This window comes from Lactobacillus sp. UMNPBX1 (genome assembly GCF_002554085.1).
Lineage (GTDB): Bacteria > Bacillota > Bacilli > Lactobacillales > Lactobacillaceae > Lactobacillus > Lactobacillus crispatus.
In genome coordinates, this window is record NZ_PCZI01000004.1 from 11,196 (window position 1) to 30,857 (window position 19,662).

17 protein-coding genes and 1 tRNA gene are annotated in these 19,662 nt (G+C 38.4%); 13 read left to right on the top strand and 5 right to left on the bottom strand.

Annotation, left to right across the window (positions count from 1 at the left end; translation table 11 throughout):
* Genes cydB through ubiE form a run of 4 tightly spaced genes read left to right on the top strand, consistent with a single transcriptional unit; the run spans position 1 to position 5,184 of the window.
* A complete protein-coding gene (gene cydB, locus CP352_RS03585; RefSeq protein WP_023488686.1) occupies positions 1-1,017 on the top strand; it encodes a cytochrome d ubiquinol oxidase subunit II in 1,017 nt (338 codons plus the stop codon).
* Positions 1,017-2,735 (top strand): thiol reductant ABC exporter subunit CydD, encoded by a 1,719-nt coding sequence (gene cydD / locus CP352_RS03590; RefSeq protein WP_089143088.1) that lies wholly within the window; start codon positions 1,017-1,019, stop codon positions 2,733-2,735. Before cydB ends, cydD begins: the two co-directional genes overlap by 1 nt.
* Positions 2,725-4,473: a thiol reductant ABC exporter subunit CydC gene (gene cydC / locus CP352_RS03595; RefSeq protein ID WP_089143089.1), complete on the top strand. Its 1,749-nt coding sequence runs from the start codon at positions 2,725-2,727 to the stop codon at positions 4,471-4,473. Before cydD ends, cydC begins: the two co-directional genes overlap by 11 nt.
* Before the next feature lie 9 nt (positions 4,474-4,482).
* The gene (gene ubiE / locus CP352_RS03600; RefSeq protein WP_089143090.1) at positions 4,483-5,184 is read left to right on the top strand and encodes a bifunctional demethylmenaquinone methyltransferase/2-methoxy-6-polyprenyl-1,4-benzoquinol methylase UbiE; all 702 of its coding nucleotides are present in this window, start codon (positions 4,483-4,485) and stop codon (positions 5,182-5,184) included.
* Here the strand turns inward: ubiE and CP352_RS03605 are convergent.
* Positions 5,181-6,170, bottom strand: a complete 990-nt coding sequence (locus CP352_RS03605) for a polyprenyl synthetase family protein (RefSeq protein WP_089143091.1) — start codon at positions 6,168-6,170, stop codon at positions 5,181-5,183. The two genes, ubiE and CP352_RS03605, sit on opposite strands and share 4 nt — an antisense overlap.
* A gap of 59 nt (positions 6,171-6,229) precedes the next feature.
* On the opposite strand from CP352_RS03605, the gene CP352_RS03610 reads away from it, so the two are divergent.
* Positions 6,230-7,129 carry a prenyltransferase gene (locus tag CP352_RS03610; protein ID WP_013086780.1) on the top strand — a complete coding sequence of 300 codons (900 nt, stop codon included), beginning with the start codon at positions 6,230-6,232 and terminating at the stop codon, positions 7,127-7,129.
* Positions 7,130-7,143: 14 nt separating this feature from the next.
* Positions 7,144-8,364: an NAD(P)/FAD-dependent oxidoreductase gene (locus CP352_RS03615; RefSeq protein WP_013086779.1), complete on the top strand. Its 1,221-nt coding sequence runs from the start codon at positions 7,144-7,146 to the stop codon at positions 8,362-8,364.
* Between the two features lie 69 nt (positions 8,365-8,433).
* Here CP352_RS03615 and CP352_RS03620 read toward each other — a convergent pair whose 3' ends face one another.
* Positions 8,434-8,529, bottom strand: a complete 96-nt coding sequence (locus CP352_RS03620; RefSeq protein ID WP_216786119.1) for an IS3 family transposase — start codon at positions 8,527-8,529, stop codon at positions 8,434-8,436.
* A 34-nt stretch (positions 8,530-8,563) separates the two neighbouring features.
* Here CP352_RS03620 and CP352_RS03625 point away from each other — a divergent pair, with 34 nt between their 5' ends.
* The gene (locus tag CP352_RS03625) at positions 8,564-9,238 is read left to right on the top strand and encodes an Rpn family recombination-promoting nuclease/putative transposase (protein ID WP_089143092.1); all 675 of its coding nucleotides are present in this window, start codon (positions 8,564-8,566) and stop codon (positions 9,236-9,238) included.
* A 59-nt stretch (positions 9,239-9,297) separates the two neighbouring features.
* Positions 9,298-10,221, top strand: coding sequence for a LysR family transcriptional regulator (locus CP352_RS03630; RefSeq protein ID WP_013086777.1), 924 nt, complete (start codon positions 9,298-9,300; stop codon positions 10,219-10,221).
* A 42-nt stretch (positions 10,222-10,263) separates the two neighbouring features.
* On the opposite strand, the gene CP352_RS03635 is transcribed toward CP352_RS03630, so the two are convergent.
* Positions 10,264-10,929, bottom strand: coding sequence for a phosphatase PAP2 family protein (locus tag CP352_RS03635; protein ID WP_065989720.1), 666 nt, complete (start codon positions 10,927-10,929; stop codon positions 10,264-10,266).
* Between the two features lie 289 nt (positions 10,930-11,218).
* Between CP352_RS03635 and leuS the strand changes: the two genes are divergently transcribed.
* Entirely contained in the window at positions 11,219-13,633 is a 2,415-nt protein-coding gene (gene leuS / locus CP352_RS03640; protein WP_098034865.1) for a leucine--tRNA ligase, read from the top strand.
* Between the two features lie 93 nt (positions 13,634-13,726).
* Positions 13,727-15,373 (top strand): polysaccharide biosynthesis protein, encoded by a 1,647-nt coding sequence (locus CP352_RS03645; protein WP_098034866.1) that lies wholly within the window; start codon positions 13,727-13,729, stop codon positions 15,371-15,373.
* A gap of 383 nt (positions 15,374-15,756) precedes the next feature.
* Here CP352_RS03645 and CP352_RS03650 read toward each other — a convergent pair whose 3' ends face one another.
* Positions 15,757-16,080 carry a PspC domain-containing protein gene (locus CP352_RS03650; RefSeq protein ID WP_165518650.1) on the bottom strand — a complete coding sequence of 108 codons (324 nt, stop codon included), beginning with the start codon at positions 16,078-16,080 and terminating at the stop codon, positions 15,757-15,759.
* Between the two features lie 137 nt (positions 16,081-16,217).
* Positions 16,218-16,301, bottom strand: a tRNA-Leu gene (locus tag CP352_RS03655).
* An 88-nt stretch (positions 16,302-16,389) separates the two neighbouring features.
* On the opposite strand from CP352_RS03655, the gene CP352_RS03660 reads away from it, so the two are divergent.
* The 3 genes from CP352_RS03660 to CP352_RS03670 all read left to right on the top strand — a co-directional run bounded on the left by CP352_RS03660 (position 16,390) and on the right by CP352_RS03670 (position 19,354).
* Positions 16,390-17,691 carry a serine hydrolase gene (locus CP352_RS03660; RefSeq protein ID WP_098034867.1) on the top strand — a complete coding sequence of 434 codons (1,302 nt, stop codon included), beginning with the start codon at positions 16,390-16,392 and terminating at the stop codon, positions 17,689-17,691.
* A gap of 2 nt (positions 17,692-17,693) precedes the next feature.
* The gene (locus CP352_RS03665) at positions 17,694-18,542 is read left to right on the top strand and encodes an NAD(P)H-hydrate dehydratase (protein ID WP_005725666.1); all 849 of its coding nucleotides are present in this window, start codon (positions 17,694-17,696) and stop codon (positions 18,540-18,542) included.
* Positions 18,543-18,667: 125 nt separating this feature from the next.
* Positions 18,668-19,354: a L,D-transpeptidase gene (locus CP352_RS03670; RefSeq protein ID WP_005725909.1), complete on the top strand. Its 687-nt coding sequence runs from the start codon at positions 18,668-18,670 to the stop codon at positions 19,352-19,354.
* Positions 19,355-19,662 lie beyond the last annotated feature (308 nt).

The window sequence follows — 19,662 nt, forward strand, 5'->3', positions numbered from 1 at the left end:
ATGTCATTTTTACAAATACTTTGGTTCATTTTAATTGGAGTATTGTTCTCAGGCTTCTTCTTCCTCGATGGATTTGACTTCGGGGTAGGAATGGCTGTGAAGACATTAGCTCATAATGAATCTGAAAGAGATCAAATTGTTAGCACAATTGGACCAGTTTGGGATGGTAATGAAGTTTGGTTGATTACTGCTGGTGGTGCAATGTTTGCATCATTCCCATACTGGTATGCAACCTTATTCTCAGGTTACTATTTAATTTTATTATTGATCTTAGTTGGCTTAATTATTCGTGGTGTGTCATTTGAATTTAGAGCAAAATGTGCTCCATATCAAAAGAATATTTGGGATAATGCAATGGCGATCGGTAGCGTAATGGCCACCTTTCTCTTTGGGGTAATGTTTATCTCAATGATTAAAGGGATGCCAATCGATGCTAAAGGCAATATTTCAGCTAGCTTCTTTGACTACTTTAACTGGTTCTCAATCGTTGGTGGTATTGCTTTAACACTTCTTTGCTATTTACACGGCTTAAACTATATTACTATTAAAACTAAGGGCGTTATTTCAGATAGAGCACAAAACTATGCACAAGCTTTATACTGGGTACTCTACGTCGGTGAAGTGGTCTTTGCTTTATTATTGATTTTCCAAACCGACTTCATGAGAGTACATCCAATTGCAACTTTAATATGTTTAGTATTAATTGTCGGCTTCTCTGTGGCAGCACATGTAGCTACCTTTATCAATAAGCAAGGAATGGCTTTAGCTTGCAGTGGATTAACTCTGATCTCATTGGTTGCATTAATCTTCTGTGGCTTATTCCCAAGAGTAATGATTTCATCAATCAGTAGCAAGTATGATTTGCTTATTCATAGTGCATCATCATCTAACTACACTTTGATTGTTATGACTGTTGCTACTTGCATCTTGGTACCATGTGTCTTGGCTTACACCATCTGGGCATATTGGATTTTCCGCAAGCGGATTTCAATGCCAAGAATCGGAGAGGTTAAATAATGATTGATAAACAGCTATTTAAAATTGATGGCGCTGGTTCAATCTTAAAAAAACTTGCAGGGCTTGAGATTCTGCAAGCTTTTTTTATAGTAGGACAAGCCTTGGCACTAGCGTCAGTCTTAAGCAAATTGTGGGCAGGTCAACCTCTCGATTGGCTACTACTAATTACTTTTGCAGCTTGCTTTATCGCCAGACAATTGATCAGCACACTGAGAGATTCAATGTTAGAAAAATATTCCGGTCGGGTTGCAGAAGAATTAAGACAGCAGCTCTTAAATAAAGTCTTTCGTGATGGACAGGCTTTAGTACAAAAACAAGGAACCGGTAGTTTGATTACTATGTCCCTAGATGGTGTTGATGAGGTCAGGCAATACATCAAGTTAATCTACAGCAAAGTTTTAACAATGATGATTGTGCCAGTTTTAATCTTTGTCGGCATGCTGTTTTTAAGCTGGACATCAGCTGTGATTCTGCTAGTCATGTATCCTTTAATTGTCTTATTCATGATTATCCTAGGTCATGCTGCACAGGATCGAGCAATTAAACAATTTGGTAACTTTCAGGTTTTATCTAATAACTTTATTGATTCTTTAAGGGGAATTGATACGCTGAAGTATTTAGGCCTGAGTAAAAGATATTCCAAGTCAATTTTTAACTTGAGTGAGGGTTTTAGAAAAAAGACGATGGCGGTGCTAAAAGTAGCAATGCTTTCAACTTTTGCCTTAGACTTTTTCACTACCTTGTCTATTGCAATCATTGCTGTTTTTCTTGGTTTTGACTTGATGAATGGTAAAATTGCACTTTTTCCTGCTTTAGGAATTCTGATTCTGGCGCCAGATTATTTTTTGCCAATTCGAGATTTTGCGGGGGATTTCCATGCAACCTTGAATGGTAAAAATGCCTTTAAGCGGATCAACGAATTGATTAATCTGCCAGAGGAAAAAACTAATGATTTACCTTTAAAAACTTGGTCAGCTCAAGATCAATTGAAGATCAAGAACTTGAAGTTTACTTATCAAAAGGAAACCGAAATTGGACCGGTTTCATTACAAGTCCAAGGATTCAAGAAAATTGGCATTATCGGAATGAGCGGATCTGGTAAAACTAGTTTAATTAACCTGCTCAGCGGCTTTTTGACTCCGGATCAAGCGCAAATTGAACTACAGGGGCAAGAAACTACGACCATGAATATTCCTGCTTGGCAGCGTCAAATGACCTATATTCCGCAGGAGCCATACGTTTTTACTAAGAGCTTGCGTGAAAATATTGCTTTTTATAATCCGCAGGCAAGTGATGATGAAATTAAGCAGGCGATTCATATCATGGGTCTGGATGCCTTGTTAAATGATTTGCCTAACGGACTTGATACGGTGATTGGCCGCGGTAAGCGTGTCTTGTCTGGAGGTCAGTCACAAAGAATTGCCTTAGCGAGAGCATTTTTGGATCCTAAGCGAAAAATTATGATCTTCGATGAGCCGACTGCTCACTTAGATATCGAAACAGAAATTGACTTAAAGAAGCGGATGATGCCATTAATGCAAAATAAACTGGTCTTATTTGCGACTCACAGACTGCATTGGTTAAAAGAAATGGATTATATTCTAGTGATGGATCACGGTCAATTGGTTGAGCAAGGAAGTTATGAGCAATTGCAAAAGAATCAAGGCTACTTCTGCAAGTTAATGGCAGGAATGAGAGGTGAAAACAATGATCAATAAGATTCCGGTTTTAAGAGCATTAAAAAATGATCGTTGGGTTCGCCCATATTTGGAAAAATATCGTAAAACGTTGATTTTGGCGATTGCACTGGGCATTTTAACTTTCGTCTGTGGCGGGGGCTTGATGTTCTGTGCTGGCTATTTAATCAGCCGTTCAGCAGCTAAACCTGAAAATATTTTGTTAATCTATGTGCCAATTGTCTTAACTAGAGCATTTGGGATTACGCGGCCAGCTGTCCGTTATTTTGAGCGGCTGGTTAGTCACAATTGGGTGCTCAAAATGACCTCCAAATTTAGACAACAGCTTTATGACTCATTGGAGCGCGATGCGACTATTTTTAATAGTAAGTATCAGCTAGGAAATATTCTGGGACTTTTGTCTGATGATGTCAGCCATATTCAAAACTTTTACCTAAGAACGATCTTTCCAATGTTTGTAGCTTGGGGCTTGTATGCAATTATCGTAATTGGCTTAGGCATCATTTCCCCACTGATGGGCATTTGGATGTTGATCCTGTTTTTCTTGATTATTTTTGCTATTCCTATTTGGTCAGTCTTAATCAATGGTGCGCGGCAAAGCTATGAAAAAAAGGTTCAAGACAAGCTCTACGTTGATTTGACTGATAATGTGATGGGAGTAGATGACTGGATTTTGTCTGGACGCAGCAAAGAATACTTGGCCTTGCACGTCAATGATCAAGATAAATTTTTGCAAATCAACGCGAAGATGAAAAAATTTGATCGCTGGCGCGACTTTGTTTTACAAATCTTCTGGGTGTTGGTAATTGTGAGCCTAGTAATTTGGGGTGCTGCCAGATTTGGCGGGCGTTCAACTTATTATACTAATTGGATTGCGGCATTTGCTTTGGCATTATTCCCGACTGTTGAGGCTTTTGCCAGTTTGCCGACTGCTGCTCAAGAGACGAATATCTACAAAGATTCGCTTAAGCGTTTGAATAATTTGCCAGCTCCTGATCGGACTAAGCATAAACCAATCAAATTAACCGCACCGTTTAATTTAGTATTAACTGATGTGCATTATGCCTACCCTCAAACTAATAAAGAGGTTTTGCATGGGATCAACTTAAATATCCATGATGGTGAAAAGATTGCTATTTTGGGTCGTAGTGGTGCGGGTAAAAGTACTTTAGCTGCCTTGCTCAGAGGTGATCGAGTACCTACTAAAGGCCGAGTAACTTTAAATGGAATTGATACTAGCAAGTTTGGTGATCAAATGTCCAACTATTTTAGTATCATCAATCAAACGCCGTACTTGTTCAATACCACGATTGCTAATAACTTGCGGTTAAGTAATGAAGATGCCACAGATGAACAATTATGGGATGTTTTACGCCGAGTCGGTTTGGCCGAGATGGTGCAAAAATTAACGGATGGCCTTGATACTAAGGTAGATGAGGCAGGATTACGCTTTTCAGGTGGTGAACGCCATCGTTTAGCCTTAGCGCGAATCTTACTGAAGAATACGCCAATTGTCTTACTTGATGAGCCAACAGTTGGCTTGGATCCAATTACGGAGCAAGCTGTAATTAATATGTTTATTAAGGAATTATCCGGTAAAACTTTAATTTGGATTACACACCACTTGCAAGGAATTGATCAGATGGATCAAGTAATTTTTATTGAAGATGGACAAATTAATATGCAGGGTACACCGGAAAAATTATGGCAGACAGAGCCGCGTTATCGTGAATTGAAAAAGGCTGATTTAGGATTATAGAGGTTCATTATGCTAACGAATAAAGTGCCAGAACAAGATGTGCATGACCTATTTACTAGGGTCGCGCCTAAGTATGATTTGATGAATAATATTGTTAGTTTAGGGATTCAAAAGAGTTGGCGTAAGAAATTTTTACGGCAGTTAGATTTAAATAAAAATTCTATTTGCTTAGATTTGTGTTGTGGTAGCGCTGATTCAACTATTGATTTGGCTAAAAAAGCTAAATTAGTGACTGGTCTAGATTTTAACCAGGAGATGTTGAAGATTGCCCAAAAAAAGATTCGTCAAAAGCAGCTGCAGTCCAAGATAAAGTTGATTGCAGGGGATGCAATGAATTTACCTTTTGCGGCCAATAGCTTTGATTGTGTAACTATTTGTTTTGGTCTGCGTAATGTCCCTGACGCTGTTAAGACGATTCAGGAAAGCTACCGCGTACTTAAGCCGGGTGGACAATTTGCTGTTTTAGAAATGTCTCAGCCCACTAATGCATTAGTTAAATTGGGCTGGCAAGCTTATTTTAAAATTTTTCCGTATTTTGCTAAGTTGACACACGGTAATATCAAGGACTACCAGTATTTGTCAAAAACAAGTAAAGAATTTCTCTCGGCTGAGCAATTAAAAAAGCTACTTGAGCAAAATGGTTTTACTCGAGTAGCGGTTACTAAGTTAACTTACGGTGCAGGTGCGATTCATTTGGGACGCAAAGACTAAAGCGTTCGATTGACTAATTTACGCGTCATCTTTTTGAGCAAGACGGTCGCATTAGTTTGCGGCAGTTGGGCTAGGTTAGCCAATGCCCGATTAGTATATTGTTCAGCTAGAGCGTGAGTTTCATCGATGACAGAGCTGTTTAGCAAAATCTTTTGGATTTGTTCGATATCGTTTTTGCTCATTTGTCGCTTTTTTTCAAGTAGCGGTACTAATTGCTCTCGTAATTCCTTTTTGCTAAGAGCTAGCAGAAGAGGTAGAGAGTAGACGCCGGTAGTCAAATCTTCTAGCGTTGGCTTGTTCAGGTGCTTACCGCCAGTGTAATCAAGAATGTCGTCAACAATTTGAAAAGCAATGCCTAAGTTTTCACCAAAGGAGGCTAGGGCTTGAGTAGTTTGCTCATCCCCATTGCCAAAATGGCTTCCTTCTTCGGCAGCTAAACGAAAAAGTGCAGCTGTCTTTCCTTTAACATTAGTTAAGTAGTCGTTGAAATCTTGGCTTAGGTTAAAACGTTCAGCCATTTGGCCTAATTCGCCAGCCAGTAAATGATGCATTGTGTGAGCATTTTTGATCATGTAATCTTGTTCGGAAATGGCGTTCAAAATTAGGTCAAAAAAGTGCGTAAAAAGCAAGTCGCCAGCGTAAACTGCGGTGTCTTTGCCAAAACGGGCTTGGATGCTAATTTTACCGCGGCGCTCGTCAGAATCGTCAATGATATCATCATGAATTAATGAGGCCATATGCAAAATTTCGATTGATGAGGCAAGTTGAATAATTTGTTTTGATACAGTTTCTTTTTTGCTAGCAATTTGAGCTGACAAAATTAGTAAACTAGGCCGTAAATATTTACCACCGTTACTAGCCATTTCAAGGAGTGCATCTTGCAAGTCTGAATATGGAGTGCGGATGGTTGCCTGAATTAATTGATTAACTTCTTCAAGCGGTTTACGAATAAGTGGATATTTTTGCCAAGGTTGAGAGTTATTCATGATAGATTTCCTTATAATAGAGTTAACAGAATAGTGATCCTTTGAAAGGATGTGGATCGATGTCATTAAGTGTATTTTTAGAATTAATTGAGATTAAAGCAAAAACCGCTAGTGTCATTCCCTTTTTCTTAGGGATGTGCTACAGCGTGTATTATTATCACCAGGTTAACTGGGGATTTGCCCTAGTCTTCTTCATTGCAATGCTACTATTTAACATGGTAGTAGATATGTTTGATAACTACTGTGATTATTATCACGCAGATAGCAAGAATTACCAAGAGAAGACTAACATTATCGGGCGAGAAAATATTTCACCTAATTTAGTTCTGGGATTAATTATTTCCTTTAGTCTTATTGCAATTTTATTAGGTTTGTATCTAGTCGCTAAAGTAGGCTTGCCTGTATTGTGGATGGGCTTGTTCTGTTTTATGGTTGGTTATTTATATTCATTTGGTCCGCATCCTATTTCTAGCTTGCCACTAGGTGAATTGTTCTCTGGTTTCACAATGGGCTTCATGATTGTCCTGCTCAGTGTTTATATCAATAGTTTTCAAGCTTTTGATTGGAACTGGATCACAATCGGTCGTATCTTCTTATTAGCTTTAGCTGATGAATTATGGATTTCTAATTTAATGCTAGCTAATAACTTATGCGATGCCCAAGAGGACGAGGATAATCACCGCACCACAATTATTCACTTTATTGGTAAAAAAGGTGGCTTGATTGCTTTTAGTGTCAAAAATATTTTAGCATTTTTGGTAATCTTCCTCCTACCGTTCTTGGGAATTGCTCCTAAGACGGTTTGGTTAACAGTAATAATTGTACCGTTCGTTTATAAGCAGAACAAGATCTTAATTGGTAAACAAGTTAAGACAGAGACATTTATCACAGGAGTAAAAACGTTGCTAGTTGGTTCACTGACTTACTTAATAACTTACTTTTTAGGAATTCTATTTTAGAGAGGTTGAAAATTATGAAAACAGTTGTAGTTTTAGGTGCTGGTTTTGCCGGCTTGAAAACAGTTGTCGCTTTGCAAAAGAAGTTGCGTGAACAAGTTAAGATTATCTTAGTTGACCGTAATCCATACCACTACGAAACAATTCGCTTATATGAAGTGGCTACTGGCGAAATTCCCTACACTGGGATGTCATATGAAATTAATGATGTAATTAATCCGAAGATGACTACTGTGATTACGGATGAAGTTGAAAAAGTTAATATTGCTGATAAAACAGTTGAGTTAAAGGATCATGCTCCACTTAAATATGACTATTGTGTTGTTGGCTTAGGCTTTACCTTGAGCAATATGGGCATTAAAGGTGTAACCGAAAATGCTTTGCCAATGAGCAATGTAAAACAAGCTGAAGCTATTCGCGACCACCTTTATGCCGAAATGAAGGCTTATCGCCAAGACCATGATTCTAAACACCTGTCAGTAGTAATTTGTGGGGCAGGTTTTCAAGCAATTGAATTAGGAAATGCCATTGCCAAGGTTCGCCCAGAACTAGCTCAAATGGCTGGCGCCCAACCAGATGAAATTACCATCAGAATGATTGATGGTTCGCCACGTCTTTTGCCAATGTTCCAAGGTAAATTGCTTGATTACGCTTTAAACACAATTAAGAAAAATAAAGTCGAAATTATTAAGCCAGCTTATGTTAATGAAGTAACCTCTACCTCGGTTTTGTATAAAATGGCTAATGAAAAAGACAATGCTGAGCTGCAAGAAATTAAGGCAGGTACTAGAATCTGGATGATGGGCTTTAGTGGCAGTCCAGTAATTGAGGCATCTGGATTTAAGAACCGTCGTGGTCGGGTCATGGTTGGTGATCATTTAACCGCGCCAGAAAGTGATGATATCTACGTCTTAGGCGATGTTTCAAGCGTCATGGTTCCTGGTAAGAAATGGCCATATCCTAACACTGGTCAATTGGCTCTTTCAATGGCTAACTACGCTGCAAAAGATATTAAGAGCAGAATTATGGGTCAAACTAGACCGGATAAATATGCTTACCATGACTTAGGTGTAGTAGTTAACTTGGGTAATTCAGAAGCCGCAGGATTGGCAATGGGGCATGCTTTTAAAGGATACTTTGCAGCAACTCTTAAGAAGATTACCATTGATAAGTCGGTTCTTGAAACTGGTGGTATTAAAGAAACAATGGCGATTGGTCAATTTGACTTCTATCACTAAAATTGAAAATAAAAGAGAATAAAAAATCACTTCAGTTTGATTTGATATGAACCCCAAATTTGGGACATATTATTGAACTGCTTTATTTAAAACCATATTTCGATATTCTATCGGAGTATGGTTTTTTAGTACTGTTTTAATTCTATCATGATTGTAGTAATGAATGTATTAGGACTAAAGTGTGAAGTTTCGCCATTTTATGCCACACCAAGAAGATAAAGTTTCGATTCTTGATGTCCTGATTACGGATAGCAGAGGCAGGCGTTACAATGTGGAAATGCAGGTCGCGCATAAAGCAGACATGGATAAACGAGCCAGGCAATACCTGTTCAAGATGATGGAAGATGGCTTTTTACGACGAAAACAAGAATATGGCGAGCTGCACGCTGCATATGTAATTTTTATTCTGCCGTTTGATCCCAAAGGAAAAGGCTTGAAGCGATATACTTTTGTTTATACTGCTAAGGAAGACCCATCAGTTGAATTAAATGACGATTCTGCGTTAATATATTTAAACACAAAGGGAACAAAAGGCGAGATCAGACCTGAGCTTGATGACCTTTATCGCATGATTGAAGGCAAGCCAACTTCAAATGGAAAACTCGTCAGTCGAATTAAAAAGTCGATGAACAATTATCGTAGAACCGAAGAATGGAGGCAACACGTCATGAACACAGAAGAAGTAGCAGAAGCAGCAAAGCAGCTTGGCATGGAAGAAGGCATGCATGAGGCAACTGTTGCAGCAATCCATAAAACGATTAACATGCTTAGAAGGATGAAGTGCAGTCCCAAGCAAATCTTGCAAGAATTAGAACAAGATTATGGCAATGAATTTTCTGAAGAAGAACTAGCAGACTTTGTGAAAAACGCCTAGTCGATAAGATATAATGATAGCTGTGAAGCTATCATTTTTTAGATAACGGGGGCTTGATCATGAATAATCCTGAAGAATTACAACATTTTTTAGATGTTCTGCTAAAAGAGAGTAACTTTACCAGAGCAGCTAAAGAATTATATATTTCCCAGCCTTATTTAACGCAGCTAATTGGACGAATTGAGAAAAAATTAGGCACTAAGATCATCAACCGAGATGAGAGACCCTATACGTTAACTCCTGCAGGTCTAATTTACTATCAATATTTGGAGAATGTTTCATATAATAAGCAGCAATTAGGGCGCAAGCTGGAGGCATATACTCATCCTGACCAACAGATAATTAAAATTGGCATTTTGGAGAGCTTAGGTACATATTTATTACCAGAAATTTTGCCGCAATTTTTGCAAGAAAACCCTAACGTCAAGATTCAGCTATTTGAAAATTTCCCCAGAGAAAATGAAAGAAGACTGCTTAATGGCGAGCTGGATTGTTATATTGGTCAGACGCCAGAAGCACTTGACTCGAGTTTAGATGTGGTTGTGGGTGGCGAGGAACGCTATTACGTAGTGATTTCGCCAGTCTCACCATATTACCAAGCAGGAAAGTTTATCTTAAATTCGGATGAACTTGATCTAAAAGAGGTACTGCAGGAGCCTTTAGTGTTGAGTTCACCTGGTTCAGCTATCCGGCATCAAGTTAATGGCTTATTTCAGAGATTAAGACTCGAAAAAAATATTGTGATGGAGTCTAATAGTATTATTACTGCAACTAACTTGGCAATTCACGGCGTGGGTATTACCATTTCTTCGGCAAGTATTATCAGAAGAATGGAACAAACGCCAATTAACTTGTTGCCACTAGATCGAAAGTTAATGGATGTTGTCTTTTTCATTGCTAGCAAAAGCGGGGAAAAGTCGCCAGCGTTAGAAAACCTAATTTCAATTTTTCAAACGACGCATTTACAAGCAAAAATAGGATAAAGAAAAAGGCATCATGCGATGCCTTTTAAATTGCTTTGATTTCTATTGTTTTCGTTTCATGTCGATCATCTTCGGCTCAATGTAGAAGTGATAGAGGAAGGAATAACCAAGCAGTACAAAGGTAATTCCTTCAATCCAACCGCCGAATACATCAGATGGATAGTGCACGTGGACGAAAATTCTGGTGTAACCAATCATCAGTGGGAATAAAGCCCAAATAATAATCAATAAAGTCTTCCAGAATTTGCTTCTCACTAAAAGAATGGTTAGGATAATCAAAACACCAAATAGCGCCGCGCTACCAACTGAGTGCCCCGATGGAAAACTATAACCATCCGCATAAACTAAGTGCTTGACCGTTGGACGCTGCCGCATTACTGCGTGTTTGATAATCCAATTATAGCCATTAGCACAGATCATGACACCAGCGGTAAACCAAGCGTATGCATATTGCTTAAAGACCAGTAAAACTATGAAAACAATGATTGTTTCAATTGTGATCACGCTTGTATTGCCGAGATTAGTAAAATCTTTAGCAAAAGCGACATTAGCTGGATTATTGTTGCAAACAATGTTGATCACAGCATTATCAAAATTGTGAATAAATTGTGAGCCGGATGAAACCAGTGCGGCCCAGACAGCATAAATAACCACGAAGCAGATACCAGGTATTAAGGTGTCCTTAGGTGGTCGTTTCGTATTAATCAAAAAAGTACTCCCCTCTTGTATTTTTTAGCATTTGTGGTAAATTATAATCATTATCTATAAGAAAATAAAGGTCGAGAAGTAGTAACAAGAATATTTTTTCAGAGAGAGGCTGGCTGCTGTGAAGTCTTAAAATAGGATTGTGAACTCGTCTCGTGTTGAGGAAACCTAGCGTTGCCATCCGCGTTAAGGAGCAATTAAGTGTCACAAATTGTGAAACTTAGGTGGTACCGCGATGATTCGTCCTATGATTTTTTCATAGGGCGTTTTTTAATAGTAAAGGAGAATTATTTTGTATAACCACAAAGTAGTTGAAAAGAAATGGCAAGATTATTGGGCAAAGCATGATACTTTTAAGACAGGCACTGACCCTGATAAGAAGAATTATTATGCATTGGATATGTTCCCATTCCCATCTGGTAAGGGACTTCACGTAGGTCACCCAGAAGGATATACTGCAACTGATATCGTTTCAAGAATGAAGCGTGCACAAGGCTATAATGTGCTTCACCCAATGGGCTGGGATGCATTTGGTTTACCAACTGAACAATATGCATTGAAGACTGGTGAAGATCCAGAAGTTGTTACTAAGAACAACATTGCTAACTTTAAGCGTCAATTGAACAAGTTGGGCTTCTCATATGATTGGGACCGTGAAGTAACCACTTCAGATCCAAATTACTACAAGTGGACGCAATGGGTTTTTGAACAAATGTATAAAAAGGGCTTGGCATATGAAGCCGAAGTTCCTGTTAACTGGTCACCAGATTTAGGTACTGTTGTGGCTAATGAAGAAGTTATCGATGGTAAAACTGAACGTGGTGGCTACCCAGTATATCGTAAGAATATGCGTCAATGGATGCTTAAGATGACTGCATATGCCGATCGCTTATTAGAAGACCTTGATGATTTGGATTGGCCAGAACCAGTTAAGGAAATGCAGCGTAACTGGATCGGTCGTTCTGAAGGTGCGCAAGTTACTTTCAAGGTAAAAGACAGCGACAAGACTTTTGATGTCTTTACTACTCGTCCTGATACTTTATTTGGTGTTAGCTATACAGTTCTTGCACCAGAAAGCAAGCTTGTTCAAGAAATTACCACACCTGAACAAAAAGAAGCAGTTGATGCTTACATTAAGAAAATTGAATCTAAGTCTGATCTTGAAAGAACTGATCTTAATAAGGATAAAACTGGTGTCTTCACTGGGGCTTATGCAATTAACCCAGTAAATGGTAAAGAAGTTCCAATTTGGATTTCTGACTACGTTTTAGCAAGTTACGGCACTGGTGCTGTAATGGCTGTTCCAGCCCATGATGATCGTGATTACGCTTTTGCAACTAAGTTTGGTTTGCCAATCAATCCAGTTATTGAAGGCGGCAATATTGAAAAGGAAGCTTTCACTGGCAATGGCAAGCACATTAACTCAGAATTTTTAGATGGCTTAGACAATGAAGAAGCTAAAAAGCGCATGATTGAATGGCTTGAAGACCATAACTGCGGTAAGAAGAAGGTCAACTACAAATTGCGTGACTGGGACTTCAGCCGTCAACGTTACTGGGGTGAACCAATTCCAGTTATTCACTGGGAAGATGGAACCACTTCATTAGTTCCGGAAGATCAATTACCACTTCGCTTGCCACATGCAACTGACATTAAGCCATCTGGTACCCCGGAAAGCCCACTTGCTAACTTGACTGACTGGGTAAATGTTGTTGACGAAAACGGTAGAAAAGGTAAGCGTGAAACCAACACGATGCCTAACTGGGCTGGTTCTAGCTGGTACTACTTGCGTTATGTTGATCCACATAATGACAAAGAATTAGCTGACTATGATCTTTTGAAGAAATGGCTTCCGGTTGACCTTTACATTGGTGGGGCAGAACACGCCGTACGTCACTTGCTCTATGCTAGATTCTGGCACAAGGTTCTTTACGATTTGGGTGTTGTGCCAACTAAGGAACCATTCCAGAAGCTTTACAACCAAGGCTTAATCTTGAAGAATCACGAAAAGATGTCTAAGTCTAAGGGTAATGTAGTTAACCCTGATGAGGTGATCGATGAATATGGTGCAGATTCACTTAGAATGTACGAAATGTTCATGGGTCCACTTGATGCATCAATCGACTGGGACGATAATGGTCCTGCTTCAACTAAGAAGTTCTTGGACCGTGTATGGCGTCTCTTTGTAAATGACCTTGACTTGAAGGCAATTCCACAAGAAAGAATCGTTGATAAGAACGACGGTGAATTAGACAAGGTTTATGCAGAAACTGTTAAGAAGGTTACTGAAGACTTTGATGCATTGCACTTCAACACTGCAATCAGTCAAATGATGGTCTTTATGAACGCTGCTCAAAAAGCTAAAACTATTCCACGGGAATATGCGGAAGGCTTTGTAAAGCTATTAGCACCAGTTGCTCCACACATGATGGAAGAAATCTGGCAAGTCTTTGGCCATGACGAATCAATTACCTATGCTAAGTGGCCAACTTACGATCCAGCTAAATTAGTTGAATCAACTGTTGAAATTATGGTTCAAGTTAATGGTAAGCTTCGTGGTAAGTTCCAAGCTCCTAAGGATGCAGATCGTGATGATCTCCAAAAACAAGCAATGGAAATCGAACACGTCAAGAAGTTCTTAGAAGGTAAAGACGTCAAAAAAGTTATTGTTGTTCCAAACAAGATCGTTAATATCGTTGCTAAATAAGTTAAATTTTTCCTAAAAGAACAGTAGAACTTTACTTTATTGTTCAAATTGCGTGACAATTAATTAGTTAATACTTATATTGGGAAAAATTTCATGGAAGAAGAAAACAACTTAAATAGCAAAGATACACAAAATACTTTTCTAAAAGGGTCTGCTTGGATGACCTTTGGCTCGATTGCCTCAAGAATTTTGGGTGCTTTGTATATTATTCCGTGGTATGCCTGGATGGGACCCTACGGAAATATTGCAAATGCCTTAACTGCACGAAGTTATAATATCTACACGATTTTTATTCTAATTTCAACGGCAGGAATTCCAGGAGCGATTGCTAAGCAGGTTGCCAAATATAATGCCTTAAATGAATACGGCATTGGACGAAAATTATTCCGTAAAGGTTTAATTTTGATGACTATTTTAGGCATCGTCTCGGCGGCAATTATGTATTTTGCTTCGCCGCTACTAGCGTCTAATGGTAGTCAGAGTGATCCGAGGCAAGTTGCGGTTATGCGGAGCTTGTCTTATGCGATTTTAATTATTCCGATCTTAAGTATCATGCGGGGTTACTTCCAGGGATATGCCGACATGATGCCGAGTGCGATGTCACAATTTGTGGAGCAGTTTGCGCGGGTAGTCTGGATGCTGTTAACCGCATTTGTGATTATGCAAATGCAGCACGGTTCCTACGTTCATGCAGTTATTCAATCTAATTTGGCTGCCGCTGTTGGGGCACTTTTTGGAATTGGATTGCTAGTTTGGTTTTTGCTTTCCAGAAGAGAGCGACTGGACTACTTGGTGGCCCATTCAAATAATCGTTTGCGAGTTTCAACCACTGATTTATTTGGTGAAATTATTGCTCAAGCAATTCCATTTATCATTATTGATTCGGGAATTACCTTGTTCTCATTGGTTGATCAATACACATTCCACCCTATGATTGCTAGCTTAGTTCATGCAAGCTCAGATACAATCGAAGATTGGTACGCTTTATTTGGCTTGAATGCCAATAAATTAATTATGATCATCGTCTCATTAGCTAGTGCTATGGCGGTAACAGCTATTCCGTTACTATCGGCTGCGCATACTAGAGGAGACTACAAGAGTATTTCAAGTCAGATTGCCAATACGATGGACTTGTTCTTGTTTGTCATGATTCCAGCTGCCTTTGGGATGGCGGCAATTAGTAAACCAATGTACACGATTTTTTACGGACCAGATCCATTAGGCAGCAATGTCTTATATATATCTGCATTTACGGCGATTAGCTTAGGTTTGTTTACGGTATTAATGGCAATTTTGCAGGGTTTATCAGAAAATGGCTTAGCGATTAAATATTTGATCTCAGGCTTGATTCTGAAGGGAATTTTACAATATCCGATGATCTTTTTATTCAAGATCTACGGTCCGCTAGTTGCGACTAACTTGGGTTTGTTGGTCATTGTATTCCTATCACTGAAGCATTTGGAAGTTCAATATAATTTCAATTTGAATCGAACTAGTCGTAGGCTAATGGGAGTTACCGCATTTTCAATCGGGATGTTCCTGATTGTAAAATTAGTCGAAATAGGCTTAGGTAAGTTCTTGAGTCCAGAGCGAAGAATTCCGGCATTATCCCTGGTAATCTTTTCTGTGGGAGTGGGCGTGATCTTTTATGGTTTCGTCACCTTGAAGACAGATTTAGCACAAAAGATTCTTGGTAGCAAAATTGAAAGTATTTTAGTAAAATTTCACATCCATGACTAAAAATAAAAGTCACTACAGATCAAAATTATGATCTATAGTGGCTTTTTTAGTGCGTTGGATCCTGCGTGCCAATCCATTACTAATAATTTTAGGAGTGCTACTTAAAATTTAAGAATTAGTCAGGCGTAATCGCCGTTAAAACAAAGACCCCGATTAGTTCAAGTGCTAAGAATGTAATACCGATAGAAGCAATCATGATTCTCCATCTCCTCATCTTAGAGATAAATATTGAGATTTATCTTTTCTAATCACGTTTATTATTTACGCTTTTACTGTAGCACATAATCTAGTGAAATGGAAGCGATTTCATGAAAGCGAGAGAAAAAAGTTGATTCCCGAAGAAATCAACTTTGTGCCCCTGCCAAGGACCTACATTATAGCATTCATTTATTCTTGGTTGTCGTCTTTTTTTCGTCAGAATCTGAACTAGAATCATCTGACTTGGTAAAATCACCGTTCATTGTATTAGGACGACCAGTTTGATAATCAGTAGTGTGTTTTTCGGCTTTAGGTGCAATTTGGCCAGGTTCTGGCATGACCATTGCAGCGATGATATATAAAGCAATACCAGGGAAGATACCAGTGAATAAAATTAAGGCGGCACCGATGATTCTTACCCAAGCTGGGTCAAGATCGAAGTAATTGGCGATTCCGCCCAAAACGCCAGCTAAAATTTTGTTTTGTGATTTAGTAAGTCTCTTTTTCACAGTAATCAACTCATTTCTAAATTTGATGTCCTTCAATGTGTATTATACAGCAGAGATTAATAAAATTAAGAGCTATAAATTCTATTATTAAAAAATAAAAAAAGTGTTGATCTCTCAACACTTACACATAATTATGATGCCCGCTAAAGGATTCGAACCTTCACTTAGTCACCTAAACAGCGACCTGAACGCTGCGCGTCTGCCAATTCCGCCAAGCGGGCATTTTTATTAGCTACATGAATAATAATACCAAATATTTGGTAAAATGTAAGCATAAAATACTTTAATTATACAAAAGGATGGAATTTCATGTTTTTTAGTAAAAAAATAAAACGTGTAGCAATTACAACTGTTGCAGCTGTATCAATCTTTTCGTGCGGTGCAGTTTTTGCGACTACGCCTGTTAACGCAGATACAACTAGCAGTTATCAAGCAGATCAAGTTAAGCTGAATGTAAAGTCAGCAATTGCAATTGATAGTGATTCAGGTCAAATTTTGTATGCCAAAAATGCGACTAAAACTTTGCCAATTGCTTCGATGACTAAATTAGTAACAGTTTATTTAACTCTGCAAGCAATAAAAAATCATAAGCTTTCATGGGATCAGAAAGTAAAGCCAACGGCTCCGATAGTAAAGGTAGCTAATAATGCAGAATATTCGAATGTACCATTAAAACTAGGACATTCGTATACGATAAGACAACTTTATCAAGCAACCTTAATTGAATCAGCTAATGGTGCTGCTATGCTGCTTGGTCAAACAATTGCTGGATCACAAAAGGCATTTATCGATCAAATGCGAGCTCAAGTAAAAAAGTGGGGGATTGAAGATGCCAAGATTTATACTGCTTGTGGTTTACCTAATGGCAATTTGGGTAAAGATGCATATCCTGGTGTAAATAAAAATGCTGAAAATACGATGTCAGCTAAGGATATGGCTATTGTCGGTCAAAAATTAATCTCGGCATTCCCAGAAGTATTAGAAACTACACGCTTAGCTCACTTAAACTTTAAAGATGCTGGTCACGTAACTAAGATGGCTAACTTTAACTGGATGTTAAAGGGGCTTTCTCAATATGATCAAGCTTATCCAGTTGATGGCTTAAAGACGGGGACTACTGATGCTGCAGGGGCTTGTTTTATCGGAACTGTACAACACAATGGTGCTCGTTTACTGACTGTAGTAATGGGCGCACGTCACCGTGACGGAACGGATCCAGCTAGATTTGAACAAACTAAAAAGTTAATGAATTATGTTTTTACCAAGTATCGTCCTGTAACAATGACTGCTGGTAGCCAAATGAATGGCGCTAAGACAATTAAAGTTGTTGATGGTGATAATGCAACTACTAACTTAGGACTTAAGCAAAAGACTACTATCTGGGATCCAGCTGATGGCAAAACTTTAGTGGCATCATTGAATAAAAAATCTGTAGAAGCACCAATTAATAAAGATCAAACAGTTGGTGATTATCAATTTAAATCTGGTAATGAAAAGATTGTTTCATTGTCTAATCCTAATGGGATGAACGTCAAGGCTAAGGCATTGTCAGCTAATAACAAGGTGAACTTTTTTGTCAGAATTTGGCGCTGGATTTTCGGAGGAAGATAAATATGACTGAAATTTCTGAAGATATCTTGAAAAAGGTAATTAAAGAAAGAGAAAGCGATACACATAAAGGCGATTACGGTCGTGTACTCTTGATCGGTGGTAGTGAGAACTATGGTGGCGCTATTATTATGTCTACCGAAGGCGCTATTAATGCTGGCACAGGTTTGACTGCTGTTGCAACACACCCTTTGAATTTAGCACCGCTACATGCACGAGTGCCTGAAGCAATGTTTATCAACTGGCGCGATGCTAAGTTAGCAGATTTAATCAAAAATATGGATGTTGTAGTTTGCGGGCCAGGATTAGGCATGAGTGATCTCGCTAAGCAAATTTTAGTTATCTTGCGAAGATGTACTTCAGAAAAACAAACCGTTGTCTTAGATGCCAGTGCTCTTGATTTAATTAGTCAGGATAAGAACTTATTGCCAACTAATGCTGGCCACTTAATCTTGACGCCGCATCAAATGGAATGGCAACGATTGAGTCAAATTCGTATTCCGTTTCAAACAGATAGTGCCAATATTGATGCTTTAAACCAATTGATTCCAGATACTAATGCGCTTTTAGTACTCAAATCGAATCATACTCATGTTTATAATGGGACTGGTCAAATTTTTGTTAATCCAATTGGCAATCCAGGCATGGCCACTGGTGGAATGGGTGATACTTTAGCAGGAATCATCGGTGGGATGGTTGCTCAATTTGGCCCAGGCGTTGAAACCGTTCAAGCTGCTGTCTATCTTCATTCTTTAGCAGGTGACTTGCTTGCCAAAGATAATTATGTGGTACGACCAACGGAACTTTCTAAAGTATTGCCTAAATTGATGAAAAAGTATTCAGAATTGGCATAAACATGTTAAAATTCTAATAGTAAATAAATGCATCCCTAGTTGAGGGATGTTTTTTAACGCTTCAAAGACGAAAAAGCATAATATAATTGAGTTAAATATTAATAAAAAAGAAGATTAACATATTTATGAAAAAAAACATTATTATCGGCGTAACTAGTATCGTTCTAGCTTTTGGTGCAATTATCGGCTTAGCTAAGGTATGCGCACCTAAGTCTGATGTCTCACAAGAAGCTGCTACAACGCAGACTAAGGCCAAAACTAAGAAAATAAATAAAATTAAGAAAAAACAAGCTAAAAAAGTAGATAATGGTGCTTTATATCGACCATATAGCGATCCTAAGGACTTGCGCAAGGCAGGCACTTGGAAGAAAAAGAGTGAGCTTAAAAAATATCCTAAGATTAAGCCGTATGAAAAGGATTTGACTTTGCGGGTATCATTAAAAGGAAACCGGACCTATTTGTTAAGAAAAGGCAAGGTTTTGTATACCATGTTATCAACTGGTGGAATCTATAAGAAGGGCAAGTCATTGACCCCAACTGGAACTTTTAGGATCCAAAATGGTCGTGGAGACAGCTTTTTCAATTATAACTTAGGTGAAGGAGCTAATAATTGGACTAGTTGGAGTCCTGATAACGTGTACTTGTTCCACTCTGTGCCAACTAAAGCTGATTATAGCTATAACTTAAAAGAAGCAGCCAAATTGGGAAGAACTCAAGGTTCACATGGTTGTATCCGTTTGAGTGTACCTGATTCTAAGTGGATTATGGATCACATCCCAGATGGTACGAAGGTAGTCATTAAAAATAATTAACAAGAACGTTGCTTTTTAAGCAACGTTTTTTAAAAAATTACAGTAAAAAACTTTGTTCAAAGCGTTCAAGATTTTAATCCAACTCAAGAATGGCTTTTTTAACCAAATTAGTGGCAGAAGCCGTTTTTTCCTGCTATAATCATGTTTGCCAAGAAGTCAAAAGTAGTAGTTATTTTCTTTTTAAGCGAGTCTATGTTGGTGCAAGATAGATACTAGAAGATAATGAAGGCGTGTTTGACTGATAAAATCAAGAATTTAAATAAGCGGATACTTTGTATCAATCTGAGTGGTACCGCGGGTTTTTAACT